Source organism: Streptomyces sp. (genome assembly GCF_031181555.1).
GTDB lineage: Bacteria > Actinomycetota > Actinomycetes > Streptomycetales > Streptomycetaceae > Streptomyces > Streptomyces fimbriatus.
Genome location: NZ_JAPSKQ010000088.1, coordinates 1 through 26,977, shown reverse-complemented (window position 1 = coordinate 26,977; position 26,977 = coordinate 1). Strand labels below are relative to the sequence as shown.

Below are 26,977 nucleotides of genomic sequence, written 5' to 3'. Positions count from 1 at the left end.
GAGTGGACGTACCCAGGCGCCTTCGATCTGGGTATGTTCCTCGCCGTCAGGGCAGCCACCGCGTCCTCGAGGAGTCGAGACCCGTGTCGGAAAACAAAGATCCCCACGTAGCTCAGCACGGTACGAGCGTTGAGGGCGTGAAGTTCGTTTACGACTTCACCGAGGGCAACAAGGACCTCAAGGACCTGCTCGGCGGCAAGGGTGCCAACCTCGCCGAGATGACCAACCTGGGCCTTCCCGTCCCGCCCGGCTTCACCATCACCACGGAGGCCTGCAAGGTCTACCTGGAGAGCGGCGAGGAGCCGGCGGCACTGCGTGACGAGGTGAGTGCGCACCTCGCCGCCCTCGAGGAGAAGATGGGCAAGAAGCTCGGGCAGGCCGACAACCCCCTCCTCGTGTCGGTCCGCTCCGGGGCGAAGTTCTCCATGCCGGGCATGATGGACACCGTCCTCAACATCGGCCTCTCCGACAAGTCGGTGCAGGGCCTGGCCAAGCAGGCCGGCGACGACCGGTTCGCGTGGGACTCCTACCGGCGCCTCATCCAGATGTTCGGCAAGACCGTCCTCGGCGTCGACGGCGAGCTCTTCGAGGACGCGCTGGAGGCGGCGAAGGCGGCCAAGAAGGTCACGGTCGACACCGAGCTGGAGGCCGCCGACCTCAAGAAGCTCGTCACCAAGTTCAAGAAGATCGTCAAGACCGAGGCCGGCCGGGACTTCCCGCAGGACCCGCGCGAGCAGATGGACCTCGCCATCAAGGCGGTCTTCGACTCCTGGAACGGCGACCGCGCCAAGCTGTACCGCCGCCAGGAGCGCATCCCGCACGACCTGGGCACCGCCGTCAACGTCTGCTCCATGGTCTTCGGCAACCTCGGCCCGGACTCCGGCACCGGCGTCGCCTTCACCCGCGACCCCGCTTCCGGCCACCAGGGCGTCTACGGCGACTACCTGCAGAACGCGCAGGGCGAGGACGTGGTCGCGGGCATCCGCAACACCGTGCCGCTCGCGGAGCTGGAGCAGATCGACAAGAAGTCGTACGACCAGCTGATGCAGATCATGGAGACGCTGGAGAACCACTACAAGGATCTCTGCGACATCGAGTTCACCATCGAGCGCGGCCAGCTGTGGATGCTCCAGACCCGTGTCGGCAAGCGCACCGCGGGCGCGGCCTTCCGCATCGCCACCCAGCTGGTGGACCAGGGCCTGATCGACGAGGCCGAGGCGCTCACCCGCGTCAACGGCGCCCAGCTCGCCCAGCTGATGTTCCCGCGCTTCGACGAGAGCGCGAAGGTCGAGCAGGTCGGACGCGGCATCGCGGCCTCGCCGGGCGCGGCGGTCGGCAAGGCGGTCTTCGACTCCTACACCGCCGTCAAGTGGTCCCGCTCCGGCGAGAAGGTCATCCTGATCCGCCGCGAGACCAACCCCGACGACCTCGACGGCATGATCGCGGCCGAGGGCATCCTCACCTCCCGCGGCGGCAAGACCTCCCACGCGGCCGTGGTCGCGCGCGGCATGGGCAAGACCTGTGTCTGCGGCGCCGAGGAGCTCGAGGTCGACACCAAGCGCCGCCGGATGACCGTCCCGGGCGGACACGTCGTGGAGGAGGGCGACCTCATCTCCATCGACGGCTCCAGCGGCAAGGTCTACCTCGGCGAGGTCCCGGTCGTCCCGTCCCCGGTCGTGGAGTACTTCGAGGGCCGGATGCACCCGGGCGCCGACGACGCCGACGAACTGGTCGAGGCCGTGCACCGGATGATGGCCTTCGCCGACCGCAAGCGCCGGCTGCGGGTGCGCGCCAACGCCGACAACGCCGAGGACGCGCTGCGCGCCCGCCGCTTCGGCGCCCAGGGCATCGGCCTGTGCCGCACCGAGCACATGTTCCTCGGCGACCGGCGCGAGCTGGTGGAGCGGCTGATCCTGGCCGACACCGAGGCCGAGCGCGAGGAGTCCCTCAAGGCGCTGCTCCCGCTGCAGAAGCAGGACTTCGTCGAGCTGTTCGAGGCGATGGACGGCCTCCCGGTCACCATCCGCCTGCTCGACCCGCCGCTGCACGAGTTCCTGCCCGACATCACCGAGCTGTCGGTCCGTGTCGCGCTCGCCGAGTCCCGGCAGGAGCCGCACGAGAACGAGCTGCGCCTCCTGCAGGCGGTGCACCGGCTGCACGAGCAGAACCCGATGCTGGGTCTGCGCGGCGTCCGCCTCGGCCTGGTCATCCCCGGCCTGTTCACCATGCAGGTCCGGGCCATCGCCGAGGCCGCGGCCGAGCGCAGGGCGGCCAAGGGCGACCCGCGCGCGGAGATCATGATTCCGCTGGTCGGCACGGTCCAGGAGCTGGAGATCGTCCGCGAGGAGGCCGACAAGGTCATCGCCGAGGTCCAGGAGGCCACCGGCACCGAGCTCAAGCTCGCCATCGGCACGATGATCGAGCTGCCGCGCGCCGCGCTGACCGCCGGTCAGATCGCGGAGGCGGCGGAGTTCTTCTCCTTCGGCACCAACGACCTCACCCAGACGGTGTGGGGCTTCTCCCGGGACGACGTGGAGGCCAGCTTCTTCACGGCCTACCTGGAGAAGGGCATCTTCGGGGTGTCGCCGTTCGAGACGATCGACAAGGACGGCGTCGGCTCCCTGGTGAAGTCCGCCGTCCGGGCCGGCCGCGAGACCCGGCCCGACCTCAAGCTCGGCGTCTGCGGCGAGCACGGCGGTGACCCGGAGTCGGTCCACTTCTTCCACGAGGTCGGCCTGGACTACGTCTCCTGCTCCCCGTTCCGCATCCCGGTGGCCCGCCTGGAGGCCGGCCGCGCGGCGGTCACGTCCACGGGAAGCGACCACCGCTAGCCCTTCGGGGCGCGCAGGCCCCGGAGCCGTTGTCTGTCACCCGACCACCCTCACCGATCGGCAACGGCTCCGGATCACGGAGGAGAGGGCGGCACCCGTGCGGGGGTGCCGCCCTCTCCCGTGCCCGGGACCGGTTAGTGTCCGGTGCCGGAACTCACGGAGCCGCCACGGCGGGGAACACGGGGGGAGCAGCGTGCGACGCGGCATGCGCAGGAGCACCATCAGGCCGCTGAGCAGCATGGGCGGGTACGCCGTCGATCCCTGGCGGTCGGTGCGGCGCACGGTCGGGGTGGCGCTGTTCGGATGGGCCGCCGCGGCGGTCACCGCCGGCGTGTCCTACCTGACGCTGCGCTGGGTGGCGGTCCCCATCATGGTCGGGACCGCGCTGTGCGTGGCGTTCGCCGTGCTGCTGGCCGTCCTCCACCGCGCGGCGTGGATCGCCCTGGTGTCCCTCGCGCCCGCGCTGTTCATCCTCGTCGGGGCCGTCCAGTACGCGCCCGAGGCGGCGTTGGAGGTGCGCGGGGTGCGCGAGAGCGTGGTGATCGTGGCGGACAGCACGGACGAGACGGGCGGCGACAACCACCGGTTCACGCTGCGCACCGCGGACGGCGAGGAACTCGGGGAGCGGCTCACGCACAACGGTGACGTCGGGGCTCCGGAGGTGGGGGACCGGCTCGACGTCATCCGCGACCCGGAGGGCGTGGTGCCCATGGAGCCGGCGGACGACGTGGACCCGGCGGGGCGGCTCGGCGGTCTGATCGCCGGCCTCGTGGCGTGGACCCTCATGGCGGTCCTGGCGGGCCGGCGCGGGCATGTGCGTCGCCGGCGGGGGAAGGAGGACTCCCTGCTGCTGTCCGTGTGAGCGGTGCCCGGGAGGGCCGGGGAGCCGGGCGGGCCCGGGGCCGGTGCGCGCCCCGGGCCCACCTCCCGGCCGGCTCCCGGCGCGGGGCGGTGTCAGCGGCTCTCGCGCCGCCTGCGGGCCGCGAACAGCACGCCGCCGCCCGCGAGGAGCACGGCCGCGCCGCCGGCCGCGAGGTACGGGGTGGCGTCGCTGCCGCCGGTCTCCGCGAGGTCGGTGCCCGAGCCGGAGCCGTCGGAGGTGCTCCCGGTCTCCTCGTCCGTGTCCTCGTCCGTGCCGCCGCCGCTGCCCTCGTCGTCGTGCGGCACGAAGTCCGCGGGCGGCCGGTCGCAGCCCACGCCGTCGCCGTCGCGGTCCAGGTGCTCGCCGTAGTGGTCGTCGCCCTCGGGGATGTCGGCGTACCCGTTCTCGTACGCCTCGGTGCAGTTCTTGAACGGGTGGTCGCCGTCGTGGGCCACGGCGGTGGCCGGCAGCGCGGCCAGGGCGAGGGCGGCGAGGGCCGCGGCGGAGGTGCGAAGCGGGTTCATGGCGGAGAGCCCCCCAGATCGGTGCGTGTGCCGGTGCTCGGCGCGGGGTGACGAAGCTACTGGGGGGCTCGTGTGACGGGATGGGGATATGAAGGACCCGTGATGCGAACGTGACGTGACCGGAGGGTAGCTCTCCGCTACCGGTTCCCCGCTACGACCGGAACGGTCCCCTCACCTCGTACGTGATCCCGCCCGACGAACTCCCGCTCGTCCCGCGCTGGCTGGAGAAGTACAGGCGGCTGCCGTCCGGGGAGAAGGCGGGTCCGGTGATCTCGGAGCCGGAGTGACCGTCGACGCGCAGGAACGGGGCGACGACGTCGGCGGGGGTGATGACGCAGATCTCCATGTTCCCGCCGTCCTCGGCCACGAAGAGGTCGCCGGAGGAGGTGCCGGTGACGTTGTCGACGCCGGTCAGGGGGGCCGTGCCACCGGTCACGAGCGAGTCGTCGTAGGCGAGTTCGATGGTCTGGGCGGACGCGTTGTACTGCCAGACGCGGTTGTCGCCCTTGGTGGTGAACCAGCAGGTGTCGTTCGCGTAGTAGCAGCCCTCGCCGCCGTTGAAGTGCTTGGCGCCGGAGACCTGGTGACGGGTGGCGGTGGCGCCGGAGGGGTCCGGGACCCGCGCCCAGCTCACCGGGCCGCTGGTGCCGCTGCCCGCGACCAGCACCTCCAGCGTGCCCGAGGACAGATCGCCCCAGGTGGTGGGCCGGAAGCGGTAGAAGCAGCCGTCCGACACGTCCTCGGTCAGATACACGACCTTGCGCACGGGGTCGGCTGCCGCCGCCTCGTGCTTGAAGCGGCCCATCGCGTCGCGGCGGACGGCCGCCTTCACGCCCCACGGGTCGGTCTCGTAGACGTACCCCCGGTCCACCTCCTCGCAGGACAGCCAGGTGTTCCACGGGGTCTTCCCGCCCGCGCAGTTCTGCCGGGTGCCGGACAGGACGCGGTACGCGCCCGTGATGGCACCGGTGGCCGAGAACTTCACCGCGCTCGCGCCGCCCGACGGGTTGATCTCCGAGTTGGAGACGTAGATCCAGCCGCTTCCGTCGGCGTAACAGGCGCCGCCGTCGGGGGCGTTGTGCCAGGTGTACGACGTGCCCGCGACCCGCTGGCCGGAACGGGCGATCACCCGGCTGGTGAACCCGGCCGGAAGTCTGATCCCGTTGGCGTCCGGGGCTCCCAGCGGACCGTACGGGCCGGTGCCGGGCTGGGCGGGGGCGGCGTGCGCGGCGCCGCGCCACAGGGTCCCGCCGAGCACGGCGGAGGTGCCGCCGACGGCGGTCGCACGAAGGAAGGTACGACGTTCCACAGTCGCTCCAAGGGTGCCGTGACCGTCCCGCCACCGGTCGGCGGCGGGGGCGTGCGGTGAGGGACCCTAGGGGCGCGGAATGGACGCCTCATGACCGGGGACGTACCGGCAGATGACCATCCTGCGGGGCGCCCGCCCCGTCCTGGCGGGCGCCCCGGACCCCCGACGACGCGAGGGGGAGCGGCTGCGGACCGTCGCCGGGGGCCGACGGGCGTGGCGTACGACGGCCCGGCGCCGCGGCGGAGCCCTACAGCGGCACGGCCACCGCCGTGAACGACGTCTCCGGTGTCTGCGGGCTGGTGAAGCGCGCGTTGACCAGGTAGAGGCGGTCGCGGAAACGGGCGGCGGTGGCGGGGACGTCGAAGCGCGGGTCGGTGATCGAGCGGCGCAGGGTGGCGGTCGTGGCCCCGGCGTCCAGGTCGAACACGGTCACCACGTTGAGCCGGTTCTGCACCACGTACAGGGTGCGGCCGACGCGGACCAGACCGTCGCCGTTGACGACGTCGTCCGCGCCGACGAGCGTGACCCTGGTGGCGCGGCCGGTCCTCAGGCACACCCGGTACAGCTCGCCCGGCGTGCTCTTGACGACGATCACGCCGTGGCCGTCGGGCGTGCTCACGATGCCGTTGGCGTTGATGACGCCGGGCAGTTGCTCCCAGTCGCCGGTGAGCGGCAGCGCGCGGACCCGGCCGCCCCGGCCGCGCGGGACGCCGTACAGGACCGCGTCGTACGAGTCGGTGAACCAGGCGCGGTCCCGGAGCAGGACGACGTCGTTGACGAAGTGGCCGGTGGCGGCGGTGAGCCGGTGCGTCGTCACCGCTTCGCCGGTGCGGGCGTCCACGATCCTGGCGGTGCCGCCCGCGCCGCCGGAGACGTACAGCAGGCCGTCGTGGCCCAGCTCGAGGCCGATGGCCGCGAGGCCGGGGGCGCCCTCGTGGAGCACCCGGCCCTTTCCGGTGCGCAGGTCGGTGCGGTGGATCGCGCCGTCGGCGCGGGAGCCCATGTAGGCGAAGGGCGCGCTGCCGATGGTGATGCCCTCGGGCAGCCAGCCGTCGGGCAGCGGGAACTCGGTCGGCCAGGCGGGCCCGCGGCCGGCGGCCTGTGCGCTGCCGGTGCCGGCCGCCGCCGCGAACGCGGCGACGGCGGCACCGCCGAGCACGGCACGCCGGGAGGGCTGAAGGTGCTGCGGGTGCTTCCGGGTCATGGTCCGGGCCTCCGTGACGGATGGGGTGGGGCACGAAACGAGTGGGGCAGGATCGATGAAACGCGAAGAACCTGCCCCACTGAACGGAGGACACGCACCCGACAGGAAGTCGGCAGGAGGCCGGCAGGACCTAGGCGGTCACGCCGCCTTCGCCTCGTACGCCGTCACCCGTACCGTCTCGTCGTCCAGGCACTGCCCCGACTCGAGGTCGAAGCGCTGCTTGAGCAGCGGGGAGGCGACGAAGGGGCGGCCCCGGTGGGTGCCGGTCAGGCCGCGGGAGAGGACCGCCGCCCCGGTGAAGGGGTCGCGGTTGTCGATGGCGTAGAGGCGGCCGGCCCGGTCGGTGAAGACGGCGGCCTGACGGCCGTCGGGGAGCAGGGCCGCCACCCCGCGGCCGGGGATCAGCGTGCTGAGGTCGCAGACCGTGAACCAGTCGTCCTCCAGGCGGAGCCGGACCTTCAGGTCGGTGGTCTCGAGTGCCAGGGTCATCGCCGGGCGCTTCCTTCCAGGATGTCGTCAGCGGGTCGCAGGCCGATGTTCAGCAGGGGCAGGTCGGGCTTGATCTGGTCGCGCTCGGGGACGAACGCGACCACCGGGTCGGGGGTGTCGGGCGCGTTCACGAAGGACACGAACCGGGCCAGCTTCTCCGGGTCGTTGATGGTCTCGGCCCACTCGTCGCGGTAGTGCGAGACATGGGCGGCCATCAGGGCCTCCAGCTCGTCGCAGATGCCGAGGGAGTCGTGGACGACGACGTCCCGCACGTGGTCCAGGCCGCCGGGGATCCGCTCCAGCCAGGCCGAGGTGCGCTCCAGGCGGTCGGCGGTGCGGATGTAGAACATCAGGAACCGGTCGACGAGGCGGACCAGTTCGGCGTCGGAGAGGTCCTGGGCGAGCAGGTCCGCGTGGCGCGGGGTGGCGCCGCCGTTGCCGCCGACGTAGAGGTTCCAGCCGCCCGCGGTGGCGATCACGCCGAAGTCCTTCGACCGGGCCTCCGCGCACTCGCGCTGGCAGCCGGAGACCGCCGACTTCAGCTTGTGGGGCGACCTGAGTCCCCGGTAGCGCAGCTCCAGGTCGATCGCCATGCGCACGGAGTCCTGCACGCCGTAGCGGCACCAGGTCTGCCCGACGCAGGACTTCACCGTGCGCAGCGACTTGCCGTAGGCGTGGCCGGACTCGAAGCCGGCGTCCACCAGGCGGGCCCAGATCAGCGGGAGCTGCTCGACGCGGGCGCCGAACATGTCGATGCGCTGGCCGCCCGTGATCTTCGTGTAGAGGCCGAAGTCGCGGGCGATCTCACCGATCACGATCAGCTTCTCCGGGGCGATCTCGCCGCCGGGGATGCGCGGGACGACCGAGTACGAGCCGTTCTTCTGGAGGTTGGCCAGGAAGTGGTCGTTGGTGTCCTGGAGCGCGGCCTGCTCGCCGTCCAGGACGTAGTTGCTGGCCCCGATCGTCGGGGCGAGGGAGGCGATGATCGAGCCGACCGCCGGCTTGCAGACCTCGCAGCCGTCGCCGCCCCGGGCGCCCTCGCGGCCGTGGCGGTCGAGCAGGTCCCGGTAGGAGGTGACGCGCAGGGCGAGGACGATCTCGTACAGCTCCTCGCGGGTCTGCGCGAAGCAGCCGCACAGGCCCTTGTCGACCTCGACGCCGCTCGCCTCCAGCTCGGCGTTGACCAGCTGGCCGAGCACCTTGACGCAACTTCCGCAGCCGGTACCGGCCTTGGTGCACTTCTTCACCTCGGGCACGGTGGTGCACCGGTGGTCGGTGACCGCGCCGCGGATCGTGCCCTTGGTGACGTTGTGGCAGGAGCAGACGACCGCGTCGTCCGGCAGGGCGGACGGGCCGAGCTGCGCCGGGGCCCCGGCACCGGCGGGCAGCACCAGCGCCTCCGGCGCGACCGGCGGCACCGAGCCGGTCAGGGCGCGCAGCGTGCCGTACGCCTCGGCGTCGCCGACCAGGATGCCGCCGAGCAGCGTGCCGTCCCGGCCGATGACCAGCTTCTTGTACAGGCCGGCGCGCGAGTCGGAGTAGACGACGTCCAGGCAGTCGGCGGTGGCGCCGTGCGCGTCGCCGAAGGAGGCCACGTCCACGCCGAGCAGCTTCAGCTTGGTGGACAGGTCGGCCCCCGTGAACGACGCCTCGTCGTCGGCGATCGTCGCGGCGGCGGTCTGGGCCTGCTCGTAGCCGGGGGCCACCAGGCCGTACACCCGGCCGTCGGCGGCCAGCGCGCACTCGCCGATCGCGAACACGCGCGGGTCGGTGACCGTGCGGCACTGCTCGTCGACGGCGATGCCGCCGCGCTCGCCGACCGTCAGACCGCAGTCGCGGGCGAGCTGGTCGCGGGGACGGACACCGGCGGAGAACACCACCATGTCGGTGGCGAGTTCGGAGCCGTCGGACAGCTTCATGCCGGTGACCGCGCCGTCCGCGCCGGTCACGATCTCCTGCGTGCCGGTGCCGGTGTGCACGGTCAGGCCCATGTCCTCGATGGTGCGCAGCAGCGCCGCGCCACCGCCGTCGTCGACCTGCACGGGCATCAGGCGCGGTGCGAACTCCACGATGTGCGTGGTGAGTCCGAGGCCCTTGAGCGCGCCCGCGGCCTCCAGGCCGAGCAGGCCGCCGCCCACCACCGCACCGGTCGTCGCCTTCGTCCTCGCGTACTCCTCGATCGCGAGCAGGTCCTCGATCGTGCGGTAGACGAAGCAGCCCTCGGCGTCCTTGTTCGGCACCGGCGGCACGAACGGGTAGGAGCCGGTGGCCAGGACGAGGACGTCGTAGCCGACGACGAGCCCCGAGCGGGCGGTGACCCTGCGGGCCTCCCGGTCGACGCTCTCCGCCGGGTCGCCGACGTGCAGCTCGATGCCGTGGTCCTCGATGAACCCCGGGTCGGTCATGGAGAGGTCTTCCGGGGTCCTGCCCGAGAAGTACGAGGTGAGCTGGACGCGGTCGTACGCCGGACGCGGCTCCTCGCACAGCACGACCACGCGGTGCGTGGCGGTCAGGCCGCGCTCGGCGAGTGCCTCGAGGAAGCGCTGGCCGACCATGCCGTGGCCGACGAGCACGATCGTGGGGGTGCCCCCCGGGTTGGCGGTCATTCAGGAGCCTCCATCGTTGGTGAGCAGGTGGAGCAGGGGCCCGCCGTCGGAGGGCAGCGGCTCTGCTCCCTCCCAGGCGCGCGCGAGGGCGCCGACGGTGCCGAGTTCGCCGACCAGGACCCCGCCGACCAGGCGGTCGTCACGGACGACGACCTTGCGGTAGGTGCCCCGGGTGGCGTCGGCGAGCTGGACGACGTCGTCGCCCGGCAGCGCCTCGGTCTCGCCGAACGCGGCGAGGTCGAAGGGGCTGTCCGGCCCGGTGAGGGTGAGCCGGGTCAGGGAGCGGGTGCCGGTGTAGCGGGCGTCCGCGTCCCCGGCGAGCAGCGCGGCGAGCGCGTCGGCCTGTTCCAGCGCCGGGGTGGCCAGCCCGTACACCGTGCCGGCGTGCTGGACGCAGTCGCCGACGGCGTGGACGTACGGGTCCGAGGTGCGCAGCTCGTCGTCGACGACGACGCCCCTGCGGACCTCGATCCCGGCCGCCTGCGCGAGCCCGGTGCGGGGATGGACCCCGCAGGCCAGGACCACGAGGTCGGCGTCGAGCGCGTACCCGTCGGCCAGCTCCACCGAGCGGACCGCGCCCGCGACGCAGCGCACGTCGCGCACCCGGCACTCGGTGTGCACCTCGACGCCGAGAGCGGCCAGGTGCCGCCGGACGAGCTGCGACGCGGCCGGATCGAGCTGACGCTCCATCAGCCGCTCGGACTGCTGGGCGAGGACGACCTGCGCGCCGCGCACGGCGAGCGCGCGGGCCGCCGAGACCCCGAGCAGCCCGCCGCCGATCACGACCGCCCGCACGCCCGGCCGTACCGCCTTGGCCAGGCCCAGGCAGTCGTCCATGGTGCGGAACGCGTGCACGCCCTCCGGCAGTTCGTGGCCCCGGGTGAACAGGCCGCGCAGCGGCGGCAGCACGGGGTTGGAGCCGGTGGCCAGGACGAGCCGGTCGTACGCGATCACCGAGCCGTCCGCGCAGGCGACGGTCCGCCCGGCGCGGTCGATGCCGGTGACGCGGGCGCGGGTCAGCCGGGCGGGCGCCGGCAGGGCGATCACCTCGGGGCTGTACCGCCCGGCCAGCACCTCGGCGAGCAGCACCCGGTTGTACGGGCGGTGCTCCTCCTCGCCGATCAGCGTCACGGGCGTGCCGAGCTCGCCGAGCCGCCGGGCGAGACGTACGCCCGCGAGGCCGGAGCCGATCACCACCACACGCTCGTTCGAGGTCATGCCCTTGAGCGTGCGGTGCGGGTGTTACCCGGCGGCATCCCCTCTGTTTCCCGCGCGGAACGCTGCCCTCAGCGGAGGCGGGGGGCGGATGTGAGGGTTCGGGGCGCCCGGCCCGCGGCGGAGGTGAGGAGGCCAACCTCAATAAAAGCTCATCTTGATGGACGGCACATCTACCGCGTCCATAGGCTCGCGGCCATGCCCGACATCTCGCTGACCATGGTCGTCCTGCTCTGCCTGGCCGCCCTCGCCGCCGGCTGGATCGACGCCGTGGTCGGCGGCGGCGGGCTGCTGCTCCTGCCGGTCCTGCTGCTGGGGCTCCCCGCCGGCACCCCGGCCGCGCACGCCCTGGGCACCAACAAGGCGGTCGCGATCGTCGGCACCACGGGCGCGGCGGTCACCTACGCCCGCAAGGCACCGGTCGACGTGAGGACCGCCGTGCGCATCGGACTGGCCGCCCTCGCCGGATCGTCGGCCGGGGCCTTCTTCGCGGCCGGGATGAGCACGGAGGTCCTCAAACCGGTGATCATGGTGGTGCTGCTCGGTGTGGCCGCCTTCGTCATCCTGCGCCCCGCCTTCGGCACCGCCCCCGCCACCGGTCCGGCGACCCGGCGCCAGATCCTCGCGGCGATCGGCCTGGCCGGCCTCGGCATCGGCTTCTACGACGGTCTCATCGGCCCCGGCACCGGCACGTTCCTCGTCCTGGCCCTCACCGCCCTGCTCCACCTCGACCTCGTCACCGCCTCCGCCACCGCCAAGATCGTCAACTGCTGCACCAACGCCGGCGCCCTCGCCACGTTCGCCTGGCAGGGCGCGGTGCTGTGGCAGCTGGCGGCGCTGATGGCCGTGTTCAACCTGGCGGGCGGCACGCTCGGCGCCCGCACGGCCCTGAAGAAGGGCAGCCGCTTCGTGCGCATCGTGCTGCTGACGGTCGTCTTCGCCCTGGTGGCGAACCTGGCGTACGAGCAGTGGCTGGCCTGAGCGGCACCCCCGGTGACCGATCCGGCTGACATGATCCACGCGCGCGGAGTAGGCTCCAGCGCCGCTCCATGACGTGCGCGGCCGGTGCTGGGGAGCGCCGCGGAACGGAACACGGGTGGGGGACACGATGGCCGAGGGCGGCGGACCGGCCGGGACGCGGACGCTGGTGAAGGCCGCACTGGTGGTCGGAGCGGGCGCGCTGACCGGGCTCGCGGTGGAGTTCCACGCACTGGGGTGGTCGTCCATCCCCGGCAACAGCTGCGGCAGCAGGTACCGGCCCTGCCCGGAGGGCACGACGCCGACCCTGGTGCTGGCGTTCCTCCTCACCTTCGTGGGCCTCCCCGTGCTCGTCGCCACCGTCGCCGCGTTCACCCGGGTCCGCCCCGGGAAGGCCGTGCCGGGCGCGCTCGCGGCGGCGGGCGCGCTGATCGTGCTGTGGCCCGGCTGGCAGGCCCCCCTCTGGATGCGCGGGCCGGTGCTCGACCGCGCCTGGCAGGCCGGCCCGGACCGGCCCGCGAGCGTGCGCGGCGTCGGGGTCTGGGCGGTGGGCGACTCCGACGGCGACAGTTATCCCCCCGCGCTCGCGGTCAGTCCCCAGTCGCCGCCCGCACCAGCAGGTCGATCATGCCCGCCCCGTCCTCGTCGCCGTGCCCGTCGGCGACGCGGCGGGCCATCAGCTCCATGTACGGCGTGAGGAGTTCGGCGCTGACGCCCTGTTCCTCGGCGGTGCGCAGCAGGGTCGCGTTGCCCGCGGACTGCATCGCGAGGTTGGAGACGACCCCCTTGGTGTAGTCGCCGCTCTCCAGCTGCTCGGCGGTCTGGTGGGCGGCCGGTGCCATCGCGGTGAGCCAGGAGACGAGCAGCGGCGCGAAGTCCCTGGGGGCGATGTCCTCCCGGCGGATCAGCGCGAAGGCGTGCACGACGCCGGCGAACAGTCCGCTCATCGCGCTCAGCAGCGCCACGTCGTGCAGCGCGGCGAAGCCCGGGTCGTCGCCGACGTACCGGGTGCCGGCCGGGGCGGCGAGGGTGTCCCGGTGCTCCTCGAACAGGGCACGCGAGCCGCTGTAGAAGACGTACCCCCCGGACTCCGGGTCCCCGATCATCGGGGGGACGGCCATGATGCCGCCGTCCAGGAAGCGGGCGCCGCGCGCCGCGGCCCAGGCGGCGCGGGCGCGGCCCTGGCCCGGGGTTCCGGTGGTGAGGTTCACCAGGTCCCGTCCGGTCAGGTCGGCGCCCCCGAGCGCCTCGCCGAGGGAGGCGTCGTCCAGCAGGCAGGCGACCACCAGGCGGTTCGCGGCCACCGCCTCGGCGGCGCTCGCGGCGACCGCGGCGCCCTCGGCGGCCAGGGCGTCGGCACGGGCGGGGGTGCGGTTCCAGACGGTCACCGGGTGTCCGGCGGCGAGCCAGGCACGGGCCAGCGCGGTGCCCATGGCGCCGGTGCCGAGGAGGGTCAGGGGGGTGCGGGAAACAGGGGCGGTGGCGGAGGTGTTGTCGGTCATGGCGACTAGGCTCGCCGCGGGAGGAGGGCCTGCTCAAGTACGTACTTCGAAGTGGGCGCTCACCCCGGGGAAAGGGTGCAGGCAGCGCGGGTGGACGGGGTGACGGGCATGGCGACGGTACGACGGCCGGGTGGGTACGTGTGCGGGATCGACGCGGCGATGGACGTGATCGGCGGCAAGTGGAAGGTGCTCATCCTCTGGGCGCTGGACGAACGGCCGCACCGCTTCGGCGAGCTGCGCCGGGAGCTGCCCGGGGTCACCGAGAAGGTGCTCGCCTCGCACCTGCGGGAGCTGGAGGCCGACGGCATCGTGCACCGCGAGGAGTACGACGAGGTGCCGCCCCGCGTCGAGTACTCGCTGACGCCGAAAGGGGAGTCCCTCAACGCGGCGCTGGAGCCGCTCGGGGCCTGGGGGCGGGAGAACGTGCTCGGGGACGCCCGCCGCGGGGCGCGGGACGGCTCAGCGCCCGCCCGTCAGGTGCGCGTAGACGACGACGTTCCCCTGGTACCCGGTCGTGCGTGACCAGTCGCCGCCGCAGGTGATGACCCGCAGCTCGGGGCGGGGCGCCGCGCCGTACACCCGCGCGTCGGGGAAGTCCCGCCCGTCGTACACCTCGACGGCGTCCACCGTGAACACGGCGACACCGCCGTCGCGCCGGTCCACCTCGATGGTGCTGCCCTTGCGCAGGGCGCCGAGGGAGTAGAAGACGGCGGGACCGTCGGCGTTGTCGACGTGGCCCGCGATGATCGCGGTGCCGGTCTCGCCGGGGGTGGTGCCGGCCTCGTACCAGCCGGCGAGGTTCTTCCGGTCGGCGGGCGGGACGTCCAGGCTGCCGGTCTCCGTCAGGCCGAGGCCCGTCAGGGGCGCGTCCACGTCGATCGAGGGGATGCGGATGCGGTCGGGCGGGGAGGGCGGCAGCGCGGGCGCCGCGGCCCGGCCGCCGCTGCGGTTGTCACCGCCGGTGTGCGCCTGGGCGGCGGACGGCTGCGGCGGGGCCTGCGTCCCGGCCCCGTCGCGCAGCAGCCACAGCCCGGAGCACAGGGCGAACACGGTGACGGCGGCTATGGCTGCGTTGCCCGGACTGCCGGTCCGGCGGAACCTGCGGCGCATGGCGGACTGACCTCTCATCGAGTCGGTCCCCGTGCCCCCTCCGAGCCGCGAGGGGCGTCGGACCCGGAGGGGGAGGGGACCTGCGGTACCGGCGGACGGGCAGCGGAGGGTGCCCGTCAGATCCCGTCGCCTCTCGCCCGGCGATGCAGGAGCCAGGTACCGCCCGCGGCGGCGACGGCGAGAGCCGTCACACCGGCCGCGGTCTGCACGGGATCGGGGCCCAGAGCGCCACCGATCCCCGTCTTCACACTTCCCCGGGGGTACACCTGCTGGGATCCGGACACCAGCGTGACCACCAGGTCACCGGTCACCCGCCGGCCGCTCTCGGCGCACGTCGCGACGATCTCGTACGTCCCCGGCTGCGCGCTCGGCGGCACCCGGAACCGTCCGATCACCTCCCGCTCGTGCGTGCTCGGAGCGAGGGCGAAGCGGCCCGCGCCCACGGCGGTGGAGTCACCGTCGGCCGTCCCCTCGCCACCGCACGCCGCGGTGTTCACCGTGACCTGCGTGCCCGGTGCGACCGAGGACGGGTACACCTCCAGGCTCCCGGCCGGCGCACCGTGCGGCCGGCCCACCGGGGCGACGGCCTCCCCGGCGTACGCGGGCGCGGCGAGCGTCCCCGCGGCGGCCACGGCGAGCGCGGTGCCGGTCAGCAGCCGGGCGGTACGTCGCATCGATGCTCCCTCGGGCTCACGAAGGGACACGGCCCGCGGCACCCCCATGTGCCGCCGTCGGACGCGTCCCTGCTTCTCCGAGGTAAGTGCCACCGGGCCCGGCCCGCTTCCTGAGGAAGCGTCAGGAAGCGGGCCGAACGGGTGTCGGACGGACCCGGAGGGATGCCGCGCGGATCGCGTTTCAGCAGGTCACGGGTGCCACGTCGACCCGGCCGCGGAAAAGCACCCGAAGGGTGCGCGGCGCGCCTGTGAACGGGTGACCGGGGCGGTCCGGGCGCGCGACTTGACCTCAAGCTAAGTCGAGGTAACAGGCTCTGTCGCATGAAGACAGCAACCGATGCCCTCCGTGTCACCGTCATCGTCGGCAGCAACCGGCACGGCCGGTTCGGCCCCGTCGTCGCCGGCTGGCTCCTGGACCGCCTCCGCGGCCGCGACGACCTGGCCGTCGACGTCGTGGACGTCGCCGACATCGACCTGCCCACCACCCTGGAGCCGACCGCGCGGGCCACCGCCGCGCTCGCCGACGTCACCCCGAAGCTGGCCCGCGCCGACGCCTTCGTCGTCCTCACCCCGGAGTACAACCACTCCTTCCCGGCGGGCCTGAAGAACCTCATCGACTGGCACTTCGGCGAGTGGCGGGCCAAGCCCGTCGCCCTGGTCACCTACGGCGGACTCGCCGGCGGCCTGCGCGCCGCCGAGCATCTGCGCCAGGTCTTCGCCGAACTGCACGCCGTCACCGTGCGCGACACCGTCTCCTTCCACAACGCGGGGGCGTCCTTCGACGACGAGGGACGCCTGAAGGACCCGGCGGGGCCGGACGCGGCGGCGAAGGTGATGCTGGATCAGCTGGTGTGGTGGGCGACGGCGTTGCGGGAGGCGCGGCAGCGCAGGCCGTACGCGGGCTGACCCTTTCCCGGGGCGGGCCCCGCCCGCCCCCCTCAGCCCCGCCCGCGCCGCTCCCCGCCCTCGACCGGCTTCCCCCGGGTCCGCAGCCGGGCGGCGACGGCGGGTGCGGCGACGTACATCCAGGCCCGTGCCGCCGTGCCGCCGGCCTCCCGGACGACCTCCCTCGTCACCCGCTCGTACAGGCTGCGCGGATCGCCCGGTACGCAGCCCCCCAGCCGGTCCAGCTCGGCGAGCAACCCCTCGTAGGTATCCGGCCGGGCGGCCCGCTCCACCGCGATCGACAACGCCGCCGCGGTCCTCGCGGACCGCGCCGCCGCGCCGGGGCTCACCAGGGCCCAGGGGGGCGAAGGTCCGGGACGTCGTCGTCGACGAGGACGGCACCCAGCACGTCCGCTACGACCGCACCTACCGCCGACTCCCGGTCCTGGGCGGCGACTTCGTGCTCCACCTCGCCCCGGACGGCAGCTACCGCGGCGCCGACCGCGCCACCCGCGCCGCGATCGACCTCCCGACCGTCACGCCGAAGGCCGCCGCCCCCGAGGCCGCCGGCCTCGCGGCGAACGCCCTGCGCACCGCCCACCTCGGCGAAACCCCCGAGAAGCTCACCGCGAAAGCCCGAGTTGGTGGTCGACGCCCTGCACGGCACCCCGAAACCGGCCTGGCGCACCGACGCGGTGGCCCAGGACGCCCTCGGCGTCCGGACACGAACTGAAGGACCCCACGCGCGGCAACACCTACACCGGCGACGCGGGCAACAGGACCGACCCGTGCCTCCTGGCCGTCTGCCTCGACCGCGCACCGGCCACCCCCTTCACCGACGCCGACAACCACTGGGGCACCGGCACCGAGTCCGACCGCGCCACCGCCGCGGTGGACGCGCGGTACCGACGTCACCTGGGACTACTACGAGGACGTCCACGGCCGCCGCGGCATCGCGGGCGACGGCAAGGGCTCGTACAACCGCGTGCACTACGGCAACAAGTACAACAACGCCTTCTGGGACGACCGTTGCTTCTGCATGACGTACGGCGACGGCGACGGCACGCAGATGGGCCCGCTGGTGTCGCTGGACGCGGCCGGGGACCTCTACGGCGAGGGCGGCACGGAGTACGCCGCGGTCGCGGCGGCGTGGAGCGCGGTCGGCGTGGACTGGACCGTCGTGCCGGGACCGTCATGCCCGGGGACCGGGCTGCATCCCCCCGACCGCCTCCACCCGCACCGCGCACGCCTTGAACTCCGGCATCCGCGACGTCGGGTCCAGGGCCGGGTTGGTGAGGGTGTTCGCCCGGCCCTCGCCCGCCCAGTGGAACGGCATGAAGACCGTGTCGGGGCGGATCGCGGTGGTGATCCGGGCCGGCGCCACCGCCCGGCCCCGCCGGGACACCACGGCCACCGGGTCGCCCTCGGCGGCACCGAGCCGCTCCGCGAGCCGCGGGTGCAGCTCCACGAACGGGCCGGGCGCGGCGGCGTTCAGCTCGTCCACGCGCCGGGTCTGGGCGCCGGACTGGTACTGCGCCACGACCCGTCCCGTGGTCAGCAGCACGGGGTACTCGTCGTCGGGCTCCTCGGCGATCGCGCGGTGCGACACGGGCGCGAACCGGGCCCGGCCGTCCTCGGTGGCGAACCGGTCGAGGAAGAGGCGGGGCGTGCCCGGGTGGACGCCGGTGCCGGCGGTGGCCGGCGGGGCGTCCGCCGGGGCCGGGCACGGCCAGAACACGCCGTTCTCCTCCGCCAGCCTGCGGTAGGTGATCCCCGAGTAGTCCGCGGGCCCGCCCGCGCTGGCCCGGCGCAGCTCCTCGAAGACCTCCTCGGGATCGGTCGGGAAGCCCTTCTCCAGGCCCCTTTCGCCGCCCAGCCGGGCCGCCAGCGCGTGCAGCACCTCCAGATCGCTGCGGACGCCCTCCGGCGGGGCGACCGCCCGGCGGCGCAGCAGCACCCGGCCCTCCAGGTTCGTCGTCGTGCCCGTCTCCTCGGCCCACTGCGTCACCGGCAGGACGACGTCGGCGAGCGCGGCCGTCTCCGACAGCACGACGTCGCACACCGCCAGGAAGTCCAGCGCGCGGATGCGTTCCTCGACGTGCGCCGCGCGGGGCGCCGACACCACCGGGTTGGAGCCCATCAGCAGCAGCGAGCGGATGTCCGTGCCCAGCGCGTCCAGCAGCTCGTAGGCACTGCGCCCCGGCCCGGGCAGGGTGTCGGGGTCCACGCCCCACACCCCGGCCACGTGCGCCCGCGCCGCCGGGTCGGTCAGCTTGCGGTAGCCGGGCAGCTGGTCCGCCTTCTGGCCGTGCTCGCGCCCGCCCTGCCCGTTGCCCTGCCCGGTCAGGCACCCGTACCCGGACAGCGGCCGGCCCGCCCGCCCCGTCGCCAGGCACAGGTTGATCCACGCGCCCACCGTGTCGGTGCCCTTGGACTGCTGCTCGGGACCGCGGGCGGTGAGCACCATCGCCGCCTCCGGCTCGCAGAACAGCCGTACGGCCTCCCGCAGTTCGGGAACGGACACCCCCGTGATCCGCTCCACGTACTCCGGCCAGTGCGCCATCGCCGCGGCCCGGGTCTCCTCCCAGCCGACGGTGCGCTCCCGGATGTACGCCTCGTCGGTGCGGCCCTCGGCGACGATCAGGTGCAGCAGCCCGAGGGCCAGCGCGAGATCGGTGCCGGGGCGGGGCGCCAGGTGCAGGTCGGCCTGCTCGGCGGTCCTCGTGCGGCGCGGATCGACGACGATCAGCGTGCCGCCGTTCTCCCTCAGCTCGGTGAAGTAGCGCAGCGACGGCGGCATGGTCTCCGCCGGGTTCGACCCGACCAGGATCACGCAGCCGGTCCTCGGGACGTCCTCCAGCGGGAAGGGCAGCCCGCGGTCCAGGCCGAACGCCCTGGTGCCCGCGGCCGCCGCCGACGACATGCAGAAACGGCCGTTGTAGTCGATCTGGGAGGTGCCCAGCACCACCCGCGCGAACTTGCCGAGGCCGTACGCCTTCTCGTTGGTCAGCCCGCCCCCGCCGAACACCCCGACCGCGTCCGCCCCGTGCTCCGCCCGCGTCCGGCGCAGCCCGTCCGCGATCCGGTCCAGCGCCTCGTCCCAGGAGGCCGGGACCAGCGCGCCGGCCTCGGAACGCACCAACGGGGAGGTCAGCCGCACCCGGGAGGAGAGCACGGCGGGCGCCGTACGCCCCTTGCCGCACAGCGCGCCCCGGTTCACGGGGAAGTCCGTGCGCTCGCTCACCTCGACGGTCCCGTCCGGCGCGGGCGTCAGATTCATCCCGCACTGCAGGGCGCAGTAGGGGCAGTGCGTGGGCGTCACGGTGTTCTGCATGCGGTTCAGCCTGCGTCGCCGGTGTTACGCGCCGCGCCGGCCCCTGTTACACGCCCGGTACGGCGCCCTCCCCGCCCCCGGGGAACCGCCGTGAGGCGCGGGTACGGGCGGCAGCGCCGCCCGCTCGGACGCCGGCGAGCCGGACACGGCCGCCGCGCGGACGGGACATGTCATCGACGCCGGACGTCAGTACGGCCACCGGCCCCGGCCGGCGCAGTGCCGTCTCGGCGACCCGCTCGGCCGGGGGTGTCACCGTGATGCGCGTCGTGTCCGCCACGGCGCGGGCGTACCGCGGTGCGCGCGCTCCGTCACCCAGCGGCTTCCGGAGCGCGGACACCCGCCAGCGCCCGCTCCACCCCCGGTTCCTCCGGTCCCAGGAACCGCGGATCCGGGTGGAACGCCGCGTCCGCGGCCGCCTTCCCCGCCGCGAGGATCTCCCGGACGCCCCCGTAGTACCAGGTGGCGTCGTGCCGTTCGTCGACCCCGACGCCGTACGAGGAGACCCCGGCCGCCCGGCACAGCGCCACCGCCCGCCGGATGTGGAAGCCCTGGCTGATCAGCACCGCCCGGTCCACGCCGAAGATCTTCCTCGCGCGGACGCAGGAGTCCCAGGTGTCGAAGCCCGCGTAGTCGCTGACGATCCGCGCGTCGGGCACGCCGTGCCGGGTGAGGTAGGCGCGCATGGCGTCCGGCTCGTCGTAGTCCTCGCGGCTGTTGTCACCGGTGACCAGCACCACCTCGATCCGCCCCGCCCGGTACAGCTCGACCGCCGCGTCCAGCCGGTGCGCGAGGTACGGCGACGGCTCCCCGTCCCACAGACCGGCCCCGAAGACGACGGCGACCTCGGTGCGCGGCACGTCGGCGGTCGTGCGCAGCCGGCCGTCCGCCGCCAGGCGCAGCCACGTCGCCGGCAGCAGCACCAGCACGCACACCGCCATCACCGCCTGCGTCAGCCGCCGCCGCCCGGCACGGGTGCGCGGCAGGCGCGGCCCGGCCCCTCTCGCACGGCGCAGCACATGACGCGGCCCATGGCGCATCGGACGGCCCTCCCCGGTCGGTCCTCGACGGTGAGAGACGTCCCCCCGCGCCCCCCGGTTCGCGCCCCGCCCTGTGACGAGCTTCACGGGAGGGGGCGGACCCGCAGGCCGAACGGCCTCACACCGCCCGTGGTCCGCATCGTGAACCGCCGGAAAACGCCTGTCACCGGCGCGCAACGGGGAGGCAACGCGCCGCGGCCACCATCGGTGCATGACGGCGACGCACCTCGACAGTACGGCGGACCTCATGAACCGGATCGGCACCATGCTCGCGGGACGGCTCGGCCTCGTCCCGCCGGACGGGCGGCGCCGCCCGGCCCCGCCCGCCCTCGTCGTCGTGGCCCACGGCAGCCGCGACCCGCGTGCGTCGATCACCGTACGGGCGCTCCTCGACCGCGTCCGCGCACTCCGTCCCGGCCTGCCGGTGCACCTCGGCCACATCGAGCTCGACGCCCCCCTGCTGCCCGACACGCTCGCCGAGCTCGACGCGCGGGCCACCGAGGCCGCCGTCCTCGTACCGCTGCTGCTCAGCCGCGGCTACCACGTCAAACGGGACATCCCCGAGATGGCCGCCGAGGCCCGGCTGCACACGCGCGTGGCCGCCCCGCTCGGCCCGCACCCCCTGCTGGCGGACGCCCTGCACGCCCGCCTCACCGAGGCCGGCTGGCCCACCCGTATGGACGACGGGGCCCGCCGGACGAGCGGGGTCGTGCTCGCCGCCGCCGGGTCCCGCGACCCCGAGGCGAAGGCCGACACCGGCCGCACCGCGCGCCTGCTCGCCGAACGCCTCGGTGTCCCCGTCGTCCCCGCCTACGCCTCCGCCGCCGCCCCCACCGTGCCCGACGCCCTGCGCGCCCTGGCCGCCCGCGGCCGCCACCGGGTCGCCGTCGCCTCCTGCTTCACCGCTCCCGGCCGCTTCGCCACCGAGTGCGCCGACGCCGCCCCCTGGATCGCCGCGGCCCCCCTGGGCACCCACCCCGCGATGGCCCGCCTCCTCCTCCACCGCTACGACCGGGCGCTGGGAACCCGCGCGGCTCTCGCCGAACCGGCCCTCGCACCGGCGTGAAACGTTCGCCGACGTCCCGTGTGTCAGCGGGTGCCTCTACTGTCGGTACATGGAAGGCATCGCATCCGACACACCCCTGACCCCGCCGCCGTACGAGAACCACGTGCCGCCCGCCGGATACGACCCCTCCGCCGTCGAGCGCTGGGCCGTCGAACCCGACAAACGCCCCGGCCGCACCGCCTTCCAGCGCGACCGCGCGCGCGTCCTGCACTCCGCGGCCCTGCGCCGCCTCGCCGGGAAGACGCAGGTCGTCACCCCCGGGGAGCTCAGCCAGGCCTGGGACGCCAGCCCCCGCACCCGCCTCACCCACTCCCTGGAGTGCGCCCAGGTCGGCCGCGAGCTCGGTGCCGCCCTCGGCTGCGATCCCGACCTCGTGGAGGCCGCCTGCCTCTCCCACGACCTCGGCCACCCGCCCTTCGGGCACAACGGCGAACAGGCGCTGAACGAGTTCGCCGAGGACTGCGGCGGCTTCGAGGGCAACGCCCAGTCGCTGCGCCTCCTCACCCGCATCGAACCCAAACGGTTCGTCACCGACCCGGAGACCGGCGACCTCACCAGCGTCGGCCTCAACCTCACCCGCGCCGCCCTCGACGCCGCCACCAAGTACCCCTGGCCCCGCGGCGCCCACCCCACCGACCCGGCCTCCCCGAAGTTCGGCGTCTACGAGGACGACCGCCCCGTCTTCGACTGGGTCCGCAAGGACGCCCCCGGCACCCGCACCTGCTTCGAGGCCCAGGTCATGGACTGGTCCGACGACGTGGCGTACTCCGTGCACGACGTGGAGGACGGCCTGCACGCCGGCCACATCGACCCCAACCTCCTGCAGGCCGACCCCGAACGGGAGGCCGTCTTCGCCGTCGCCGTCGGCCGGTACGTTCCCGCGGACACCGACCCGGCCGAACTGGCCGAGGCCCTCGACCGCCTCCTCGCCCAGGAGTGGTGGCCGCACGGCTACGACGGCACCGCCGTCGCCCAGGCCCGCCTGAAGGACGCCACCAGCCAGCTCATCGGCCGCTTCTGCCTCGCCGCCGAAGGGGCCACCCGGCAGGTCCACGGCGGTGGCCGCCTCACCGGATACGGCGCCGAGCTCGTCGTCCCGCGCGGCACCCGCATGGAGTGCGCCGTCCTCAAGGCGGTCGCCGACCGGTACGTCATGCAGCGCGCCGGGCAGGAGCGGCTCCGCGCCGACCAGCGGATCGTCGTCCTCGAACTGGCCGAGGCGCTCACCGCCCGCGCCCCCGACGGACTGGACCCGCAGTTCCGCACCCTGTTCGACCGGGCCCCGGACGACCGCGCCCGCAAGCGGGTGATCGTCGACCAGATCGCGTCGCTCACCGACGCCTCGGCCCGCTCGCTTCACGCCCGTCTCACGGGGCAGGGGTGAGACGGGACCGGTACCGCCGGGACGGGTGAGACGCGGGTGACGCGAGCACGCCCGGAGGTGACCCTGCGTGGCCTGATCGGGTCACCACCCCTTCCCGCATCACGCTGCGTGCGGGACGCTCGCAGGTGGCGGCACCCTCACGAGGAGGCATCACGTGATCGACGCGGATCAGACATTCGTCATCGTCGGAGGCGGCCTGGCCGGCGCGAAGGCGGCCGAGACGCTGCGGACGGAGGGCTTCACCGGCCGCGTGATACTGATCTGCGACGAACGCGACCACCCGTACGAGCGCCCGCCCCTGTCCAAGGGCTACCTCCTCGGCAAGGACGAACGCGACAGCGCCTTCGTGCACGAGCCCGCCTGGTACGCGCGCCACGACATCGAACTGCACCTCGGCCAGACCGTCGACGCCGTCGACCGCGCCGCGAGGACCGTCCGCTTCGGCGACGACGGCACCACCGTCCGCTACGACAAGCTGCTGCTGGCCACCGGCGCCGAGCCCCGCCGCCTCGACATCCCGGGCACGGACCTGGCCGGCGTCCACCACCTGCGCAGCCTCGCCCACGCCGACCGCCTCAAGGGCGTCCTGACCTCCCTCGGCCGCGACAACGGCCACCTGGTGATCGCCGGGGCCGGGTGGATCGGCCTGGAGGTCGCGGCGGCGGCCCGCGAGTACGGCGCGGAGGTCACCGTCGTCCACCGGGGCCAGACCCCGCTGCACTCGGTGCTCGGCCCCGAGCTCGGCCAGCTCTTCGCCGAGCTGCACCGCGAGCACGGCGTCCGCTTCCACTTCGGCGCCTCGCTCACCGAGATCACCGGGCAGGACGGCATGGTCCTCGCGGCCCGCACCGACGACGGCGAGGAACACCCCGCGCACGCCGTCCTCGCCGCCATCGGCGCCGTCCCGCGCACCTCCCTCGCCGAGGCGGCGGGCCTGGCGCTCGCCGACCGCGCGGACGGCGGCGGCGTCCTCGTCGACGAACGGCTGCGCACCTCCGACCCCGACATCCACGCGGCCGGCGACGTCGCCTCCTTCCCGCACGCCCTCTTCGGCACCCGGCTGCGCGTGGAGCACTGGGCCAACGCCCTGAACGGCGGCCCGGCGGCGGCCCGCGCGATGCTCGGCCGGGAGGTGACGTACGACCGGATGCCGTACTTCTTCACCGACCAGTACGACCTGGGCATGGAGTACTCCGGCTGGGCGCCCCCGGGCTCCTACGACCAGGTGGTGATCCGGGGCGACGCGGGCAGGCGCGAGTTCATCGCGTTCTGGGTGAGGGAGGGCCGGGTGCTGGCCGGGATGAACGTCAACGTGTGGGACGTCACGGACCCGATCCAGCGACTGGTCCGCTCCGGGGCCGCGGTGGACACGGAGGCACTGGCGGACCCGCACGTACCGCTCGAAAGCCTCGCCTCCTAGGTGTCAGCACGTCCCCGTAGAATTCACGCGTGGCAGGACGGATCAACGACGAGGACGTGAAGGCGGTACGGGACGCGGTCCCGATCGACGCCGTGGTGTCCGAGTACCTCCAGCTGCGCAACGCGGGCGGCGGGAACCTCAAGGGCCTCTGCCCCTTCCACGACGAGAAGTCGCCGTCCTTCCAGGTCAGCCCGAGCAAGGGACTCTTCCACTGCTTCGGCTGCCAGGAGGGCGGCGACACCATCACGTTCGTGATGAAGATCGACCACCTCTCCTTCTCCGAGGCGGTCGAGCGGCTGGCCGGACAGGCCGGCATCACCCTGCGCTACGAGGAGGGCGGCTACAACCCCGCCCACCAGCGCGGCGAGCGCATCCGCCTGGTCGAGGCCCACAAGATCGCCGCCGAGTGGTACGCGGAACAGCTCGCGACCTCCCCCGAGGCCGAGACCGGCCGGGTCTTCCTCGCCGAGCGCGGCTTCGACCAGGCCGCGGCGCTCCACTTCGGTGTCGGCTACAGCCCCCAGGGCTGGGACCACCTCACCCGCTACCTGCGCGGCAAGGGCTTCAGCGACAAGGAGCTCATCCTCTCCGGCCTCTCCCAGGAGGGCCGCCGCGGCCCCATCGACCGCTTCCGCGGCCGGCTGATGTGGCCCATCCGCGACATCGGCGGCGACGTCGTCGGCTTCGGCGCCCGCAAGCTCCACGAGGCGGACAACGGCCCCAAGTACCTCAACACCCCCGAGACCGCGATCTACAAGAAGTCCCAGGTCCTCTACGGCATCGACCTGGCGAAGAAGGACATCGCCAAGGCGTCCCGCGCGGTCGTCGTCGAGGGCTACACCGACGTCATGGCCTGCCACCTGGCCGGCGTCACCACCGCCATCGCCACCTGCGGCACCGCCTTCGGCGGCGACCACATCAAGATCCTGCGCCGGCTGCTCATGGACAACGGCAGCGCCCGCGTGATCTTCACCTTCGACGGCGACGCGGCCGGCCAGAAGGCGGCCCTGCGCGCCTTCGAGGACGACCAGAAGTTCGCCGCCGAGACCTACATCGCCATCGCCCCCGACGGCATGGACCCCTGCGACCTGCGCCTGGCCAAGGGCGACGAGGCCGTCGCCGACCTGGTCGAGCCCCGCACCCCGCTCTTCGAGTTCGCGCTGCGCCAGATCGTGAGCCGCTACGACCTGGACACCCCGGCCGGCCGCGCCGCCGCCCTCGACGAGGCCGCGCCCGTCGTCGCCCGCATCAAGAACAGCGGCGCCCAGCACGAGGTCGCCGTCCAGCTCGCCGGCATGCTGGGCATCCTCGACACCCAGTTCGTCGTCAAGCGGGTCGCCCAACTGGCCCGCTGGGCCCGCGAACGCGGCGGCAAGGGCCCCGCCCCCGACCGGCAGCAGCGCGGCGGCGGCCCCCAGCAGTTCGCCCCCGCCCGGACCGCCCCGCGCGGCCCCGCCCTCAACCTCCGCAACCCGGTCTTCGCCACCGAGCGCGAACTGCTCAAGCTCGCCCTCCAGCGCCCGGAACTGGTCTCCCCGGCCTTCGACGCGTACGGCGTCGACGAGTTCACCGCCCCGCCCTACGCGGCCGTCCGCCAGGCGATCCTGGACGCCGGCGGCGCGGAGTACGGCGTGCAGGACCCGCAGGAGTACCTGATCCGGGTCCGCGACGCCGCCCCCGACGACACCGTCCGCGCCATGGTCACCGAACTCGCCGTCGAGGCGATCATGCTGCACCGCGGCGTCAAGGAGGTCGACGAGACCTACGCGGGCGCCCAGTTGGTCACCGTCCGCCGCCGCGCCGTCGAACGCCGCATCCGCGACATCACCAGCCGCCTCACCCGCCTCGGCACCCACGGCGACCCGGCCGAACTGGCCTCCGTGCAGAACGAGTTGTGGGTGCTCCAGCAGTACGACCAGGCCCTGCGCGAACACGGCGCGGCGGCGCTGTAGCAGACGGGGGTCAGTTCCCCGGGGGCTGCTCGGGAGGCGCTGCGCCGGGAGGGCCCGTGATCGCGCCGACCTGCTCCCCCAGGGGCACCCGACCGGAGACCGGGGCTCCGAGTGCCTCGCCGTGCTCGGCGAGCGTCCTGCCGTGTCCCACCCGCCCCCCGGCGTCCCCCGAGTTCGGTCCGGTGACCGGACGAGCCGAGTAACCGCCCGGTCACGGTCCGGACGCAAAAAGTCACCGCACGCCCCTCGTGGGGACGTTGTGTCGTACCCCACACTGGGGTGCGGTGCCTGAGTCCTCGGAGCACGGCCGATCCGTCACCGACGGATCCCGGACACCCGCGGTTCCGCTCATCGCGTACGGGACGGACAGCGGCGAGGCCGTCGACTCCGCCCCCGAAGTACCGCTGCCGCCCTCCTCGGCAGCGATCATCCTGGAGGTCGCCCCCGTGCAGACCCAGACCCTCACCCAGACCGACACCGCCACGGCCGGCGCGCAGCCGGAAGCCGACGTGCTGATGGCGGTGCCCGCGCAGAGCCGTGCCGTGCACCACCCCGAGACGGGGCCCGAGCCCGAGGTCCCGCCCGAGCCGGCCGA

At 73.9% G+C, this 26,977-nt stretch carries 23 protein-coding genes and 2 pseudogenes; 12 read left to right on the top strand and 13 right to left on the bottom strand.

Features of this window, described 5'->3' with window-relative positions:
- Window positions 1–83: 83 nt before the first annotated feature.
- Both ppdK and RIM90_RS18785 read left to right on the top strand, forming a co-directional pair.
- Window positions 84–2,831, top strand: coding sequence for a pyruvate, phosphate dikinase (gene ppdK, locus RIM90_RS18790; protein ID WP_375165477.1), 2,748 nt, complete (start codon window positions 84–86; stop codon window positions 2,829–2,831).
- Window positions 2,832–3,036: 205 nt separating this feature from the next.
- Complete coding sequence (locus tag RIM90_RS18785; RefSeq protein ID WP_309061874.1) at window positions 3,037–3,693, top strand: hypothetical protein; 657 nt, start codon at window positions 3,037–3,039, stop codon at window positions 3,691–3,693.
- 92 nt (window positions 3,694–3,785) lie between these two features.
- On the opposite strand, the gene RIM90_RS18780 is transcribed toward RIM90_RS18785, so the two are convergent.
- The 6 genes from RIM90_RS18780 to RIM90_RS18755 form a co-directional block, all read right to left on the bottom strand.
- Window positions 3,786–4,217 carry an excalibur calcium-binding domain-containing protein gene (locus RIM90_RS18780; RefSeq protein ID WP_309061873.1) on the bottom strand — a complete coding sequence of 144 codons (432 nt, stop codon included), beginning with the start codon at window positions 4,215–4,217 and terminating at the stop codon, window positions 3,786–3,788.
- A gap of 151 nt (window positions 4,218–4,368) precedes the next feature.
- Entirely contained in the window at window positions 4,369–5,526 is a 1,158-nt protein-coding gene (locus tag RIM90_RS18775) for an alkaline phosphatase PhoX (protein ID WP_309061872.1), read from the bottom strand.
- Window positions 5,527–5,773: 247 nt separating this feature from the next.
- A complete protein-coding gene (locus tag RIM90_RS18770) occupies window positions 5,774–6,730 on the bottom strand; it encodes a superoxide dismutase (protein WP_309061871.1) in 957 nt (318 codons plus the stop codon).
- 138 nt (window positions 6,731–6,868) lie between these two features.
- Entirely contained in the window at window positions 6,869–7,219 is a 351-nt protein-coding gene (nirD, locus tag RIM90_RS18765; RefSeq protein ID WP_309061870.1) for a nitrite reductase small subunit NirD, read from the bottom strand.
- Window positions 7,216–9,825, bottom strand: coding sequence for a nitrite reductase large subunit NirB (gene nirB, locus RIM90_RS18760; RefSeq protein ID WP_309061869.1), 2,610 nt, complete (start codon window positions 9,823–9,825; stop codon window positions 7,216–7,218). The genes nirD and nirB overlap by 4 nt, the downstream gene beginning before the upstream one ends.
- Window positions 9,826–11,043 (bottom strand): FAD-dependent oxidoreductase, encoded by a 1,218-nt coding sequence (locus tag RIM90_RS18755; RefSeq protein ID WP_309061868.1) that lies wholly within the window; start codon window positions 11,041–11,043, stop codon window positions 9,826–9,828.
- A 195-nt stretch (window positions 11,044–11,238) separates the two neighbouring features.
- Here RIM90_RS18755 and RIM90_RS18750 point away from each other — a divergent pair, with 195 nt between their 5' ends.
- Together RIM90_RS18750 and RIM90_RS18745 are read left to right on the top strand one after the other, a co-directional pair.
- On the top strand, window positions 11,239–12,021 hold the full coding sequence (locus RIM90_RS18750) for a TSUP family transporter (protein WP_309061867.1): 783 nt from the start codon (window positions 11,239–11,241) through the stop codon (window positions 12,019–12,021).
- A 115-nt stretch (window positions 12,022–12,136) separates the two neighbouring features.
- A complete protein-coding gene (locus RIM90_RS18745; RefSeq protein ID WP_309061866.1) occupies window positions 12,137–12,715 on the top strand; it encodes a hypothetical protein in 579 nt (192 codons plus the stop codon).
- Here the strand turns inward: RIM90_RS18745 and RIM90_RS18740 are convergent.
- On the bottom strand, window positions 12,609–13,520 hold the full coding sequence (locus tag RIM90_RS18740; protein WP_309061865.1) for an NAD(P)-binding domain-containing protein: 912 nt from the start codon (window positions 13,518–13,520) through the stop codon (window positions 12,609–12,611). The two genes, RIM90_RS18745 and RIM90_RS18740, sit on opposite strands and share 107 nt — an antisense overlap.
- A 108-nt stretch (window positions 13,521–13,628) precedes the next feature.
- On the opposite strand from RIM90_RS18740, the gene RIM90_RS18735 reads away from it, so the two are divergent.
- Window positions 13,629–14,042, top strand: a complete 414-nt coding sequence (locus RIM90_RS18735; protein ID WP_309061864.1) for a helix-turn-helix domain-containing protein — start codon at window positions 13,629–13,631, stop codon at window positions 14,040–14,042.
- Here RIM90_RS18735 and RIM90_RS18730 read toward each other — a convergent pair.
- Window positions 13,980–14,630, bottom strand: a complete 651-nt coding sequence (locus RIM90_RS18730) for a class F sortase (protein WP_309061876.1) — start codon at window positions 14,628–14,630, stop codon at window positions 13,980–13,982. The genes RIM90_RS18735 and RIM90_RS18730 overlap by 63 nt on opposite strands.
- Window positions 14,631–14,746: 116 nt before the next feature.
- A complete protein-coding gene (locus tag RIM90_RS18725; protein ID WP_309061863.1) occupies window positions 14,747–15,304 on the bottom strand; it encodes a hypothetical protein in 558 nt (185 codons plus the stop codon).
- Window positions 15,305–15,625: 321 nt separating this feature from the next.
- Here RIM90_RS18725 and RIM90_RS18720 point away from each other — a divergent pair, with 321 nt between their 5' ends.
- Window positions 15,626–16,210, top strand: coding sequence for an NAD(P)H-dependent oxidoreductase (locus tag RIM90_RS18720; protein ID WP_309061862.1), 585 nt, complete (start codon window positions 15,626–15,628; stop codon window positions 16,208–16,210).
- Between the two features lie 32 nt (window positions 16,211–16,242).
- Here the strand turns inward: RIM90_RS18720 and RIM90_RS18715 are convergent, their stop codons facing one another.
- Window positions 16,243–16,494 carry a hypothetical protein gene (locus RIM90_RS18715; protein ID WP_375165478.1) on the bottom strand — a complete coding sequence of 84 codons (252 nt, stop codon included), beginning with the start codon at window positions 16,492–16,494 and terminating at the stop codon, window positions 16,243–16,245.
- Between RIM90_RS18715 and RIM90_RS18710 the strand changes: the two are divergent.
- A pseudogene (locus tag RIM90_RS18710) lies at window positions 16,466–17,327 on the top strand (peptidase M4 family protein); the annotation flags it as partial. The gene RIM90_RS18715 and the pseudogene RIM90_RS18710 sit on opposite strands and share 29 nt — an antisense overlap.
- 54 nt (window positions 17,328–17,381) lie before the next feature.
- On the opposite strand, the gene RIM90_RS18705 reads toward RIM90_RS18710, so the two are convergent.
- Genes RIM90_RS18705 through RIM90_RS18695 form a run of 3 tightly spaced genes read right to left on the bottom strand, consistent with a single transcriptional unit; the run spans window position 17,382 to window position 20,560 of the window.
- Entirely contained in the window at window positions 17,382–19,523 is a 2,142-nt protein-coding gene (locus RIM90_RS18705; protein ID WP_309061861.1) for a molybdopterin oxidoreductase family protein, read from the bottom strand.
- 46 nt (window positions 19,524–19,569) lie between these two features.
- Window positions 19,570–19,800: a hypothetical protein gene (locus RIM90_RS18700; RefSeq protein WP_309061860.1), complete on the bottom strand. Its 231-nt coding sequence runs from the start codon at window positions 19,798–19,800 to the stop codon at window positions 19,570–19,572.
- A 31-nt stretch (window positions 19,801–19,831) separates the two neighbouring features.
- Window positions 19,832–20,560 carry an ElyC/SanA/YdcF family protein gene (locus RIM90_RS18695; RefSeq protein ID WP_309061859.1) on the bottom strand — a complete coding sequence of 243 codons (729 nt, stop codon included), beginning with the start codon at window positions 20,558–20,560 and terminating at the stop codon, window positions 19,832–19,834.
- 211 nt (window positions 20,561–20,771) lie between these two features.
- Between RIM90_RS18695 and RIM90_RS18690 the strand changes: the two genes are divergently transcribed.
- From RIM90_RS18690 to RIM90_RS18670, 5 genes and pseudogenes are all read left to right on the top strand, one after another.
- Entirely contained in the window at window positions 20,772–21,626 is an 855-nt protein-coding gene (locus RIM90_RS18690; protein WP_309061858.1) for a sirohydrochlorin chelatase, read from the top strand.
- A 49-nt stretch (window positions 21,627–21,675) separates the two neighbouring features.
- Complete coding sequence (locus RIM90_RS18685) at window positions 21,676–23,010, top strand: deoxyguanosinetriphosphate triphosphohydrolase (protein ID WP_309061857.1); 1,335 nt, start codon at window positions 21,676–21,678, stop codon at window positions 23,008–23,010.
- A gap of 154 nt (window positions 23,011–23,164) precedes the next feature.
- Window positions 23,165–24,430 carry an FAD/NAD(P)-binding oxidoreductase gene (locus RIM90_RS18680; protein ID WP_309061856.1) on the top strand — a complete coding sequence of 422 codons (1,266 nt, stop codon included), beginning with the start codon at window positions 23,165–23,167 and terminating at the stop codon, window positions 24,428–24,430.
- A gap of 29 nt (window positions 24,431–24,459) precedes the next feature.
- Complete coding sequence (gene dnaG, locus RIM90_RS18675; RefSeq protein ID WP_309061855.1) at window positions 24,460–26,382, top strand: DNA primase; 1,923 nt, start codon at window positions 24,460–24,462, stop codon at window positions 26,380–26,382.
- Between the two features lie 284 nt (window positions 26,383–26,666).
- Window positions 26,667–26,977 (top strand): annotated as a pseudogene (locus tag RIM90_RS18670) (RNA polymerase sigma factor); the annotation flags it as partial.

What these genes read in the sequence shown, in the direction of transcription:
- RIM90_RS18785 (WP_309061874.1), top strand. Translation starts at nt 3,037, where the DNA reads ATGCGCAGGAGCACCATCAGGCCGCTGAGCAGCATGGGCGGGTACGCC.
- RIM90_RS18780 (WP_309061873.1), bottom strand. Translation starts at nt 4,217, where the DNA reads ATGAACCCGCTTCGCACCTCCGCCGCGGCCCTCGCCGCCCTCGCCCTG.
- RIM90_RS18770 (WP_309061871.1), bottom strand. Translation starts at nt 6,730, where the DNA reads ATGACCCGGAAGCACCCGCAGCACCTTCAGCCCTCCCGGCGTGCCGTG.
- nirD (WP_309061870.1), bottom strand. Translation starts at nt 7,219, where the DNA reads ATGACCCTGGCACTCGAGACCACCGACCTGAAGGTCCGGCTCCGCCTG.
- nirB (WP_309061869.1), bottom strand. Translation starts at nt 9,825, where the DNA reads ATGACCGCCAACCCGGGGGGCACCCCCACGATCGTGCTCGTCGGCCAC.
- RIM90_RS18755 (WP_309061868.1), bottom strand. Translation starts at nt 11,043, where the DNA reads ATGACCTCGAACGAGCGTGTGGTGGTGATCGGCTCCGGCCTCGCGGGC.
- RIM90_RS18750 (WP_309061867.1), top strand. Translation starts at nt 11,239, where the DNA reads ATGCCCGACATCTCGCTGACCATGGTCGTCCTGCTCTGCCTGGCCGCC.
- RIM90_RS18740 (WP_309061865.1), bottom strand. Translation starts at nt 13,520, where the DNA reads ATGACCGACAACACCTCCGCCACCGCCCCTGTTTCCCGCACCCCCCTG.
- RIM90_RS18735 (WP_309061864.1), top strand. Translation starts at nt 13,629, where the DNA reads ATGGCGACGGTACGACGGCCGGGTGGGTACGTGTGCGGGATCGACGCG.
- RIM90_RS18730 (WP_309061876.1), bottom strand. Translation starts at nt 14,630, where the DNA reads ATGCGCCGCAGGTTCCGCCGGACCGGCAGTCCGGGCAACGCAGCCATA.
- RIM90_RS18725 (WP_309061863.1), bottom strand. Translation starts at nt 15,304, where the DNA reads ATGCGACGTACCGCCCGGCTGCTGACCGGCACCGCGCTCGCCGTGGCC.
- RIM90_RS18720 (WP_309061862.1), top strand. Translation starts at nt 15,626, where the DNA reads ATGAAGACAGCAACCGATGCCCTCCGTGTCACCGTCATCGTCGGCAGC.
- RIM90_RS18705 (WP_309061861.1), bottom strand. Translation starts at nt 19,523, where the DNA reads ATGCAGAACACCGTGACGCCCACGCACTGCCCCTACTGCGCCCTGCAG.
- RIM90_RS18695 (WP_309061859.1), bottom strand. Translation starts at nt 20,560, where the DNA reads ATGCGCCATGGGCCGCGTCATGTGCTGCGCCGTGCGAGAGGGGCCGGG.
- RIM90_RS18690 (WP_309061858.1), top strand. Translation starts at nt 20,772, where the DNA reads ATGACGGCGACGCACCTCGACAGTACGGCGGACCTCATGAACCGGATC.
- RIM90_RS18685 (WP_309061857.1), top strand. Translation starts at nt 21,676, where the DNA reads ATGGAAGGCATCGCATCCGACACACCCCTGACCCCGCCGCCGTACGAG.